General features: G+C 55.1%; 2 pseudogenes. Both read right to left on the reverse strand.

The window, feature by feature from the left end:
- Window positions 1-309, reverse strand: a pseudogene (locus AC1MDC_RS28650) (hypothetical protein); the annotation flags it as partial.
- Window positions 306-835: pseudogene (locus tag AC1MDC_RS28655) on the reverse strand (hypothetical protein); the annotation flags it as partial. The pseudogenes AC1MDC_RS28655 and AC1MDC_RS28650, both read right to left, overlap by 4 nt.

Raw genomic sequence — 835 nt, forward strand, 5'->3', positions numbered from 1 at the left:
TGGGACTTCGCGGAAGAGGCCCTGGATCAACCAGAAAACGGGGAGAGCCATAATACAAGCGCCCAATATCAACGCATCAGGGTCTTCGAAGGCGTAGGCCAGTCCCAAAAACAACATTACTCCCGGCCACATCACCATCACCGCCGAGCCAATGCTGTAGTTACCGATATCGAGAAATACCTCGTTTTTGCGCCAGATGATGTTGAGCACATCAGAAGGTTTTCTGCCGGTGGGAACAGGCAGCGGCGCCAAATAATCATTGCGGGAAAAAATCCCCTTCTTCGTAGTGCCTGCGGTTGGCTTGCTCACACCTGCGCCTCAACTCGTCCGGCCAGCTCGGCTTCGCGTTTGGCAATGGCGACTTCCAGCTCCTGGGAGCGTTTGGCCCATTGTTCGGGAGGGAGGGGTTTTGACCATTCGATGATGTCGGGATGGGGCAATTCCGGTGGATGGGGAAGCTTCCAGTCCTGGAGCTTTTCCGCCAGATAAGTGCCCAGAATCGTAATGCAGAATAATCCCCACAAAACGTTCAACATGTCCCCTTTGCGCAGATCAACGATGAGCGAACCGATTTGGGTTTCTTCATAAGGAGCAATACCAACCCGACTTTCAGGCACTGCCTCTGGCCCTATTTCCATGTAACTACGGGTGCACTCCCACAACGCCATCGCCGTCGTACCACCGCCGCAGTTGAAGCCCAGCGAAAAATGCTGGTTGTCTTGGGTGGCATCCGGGTCGGGGTTTTCGAAACCGATGACCAGTAAACCCATCGTGGTTTTACCGGCCTGACTGACCGACGACTGCTGGGTGGCGGCCGCTGTCACGCTTTCCCAAG

It is taken from the genome of Pseudomonas sp. 1 (assembly GCF_056626735.1).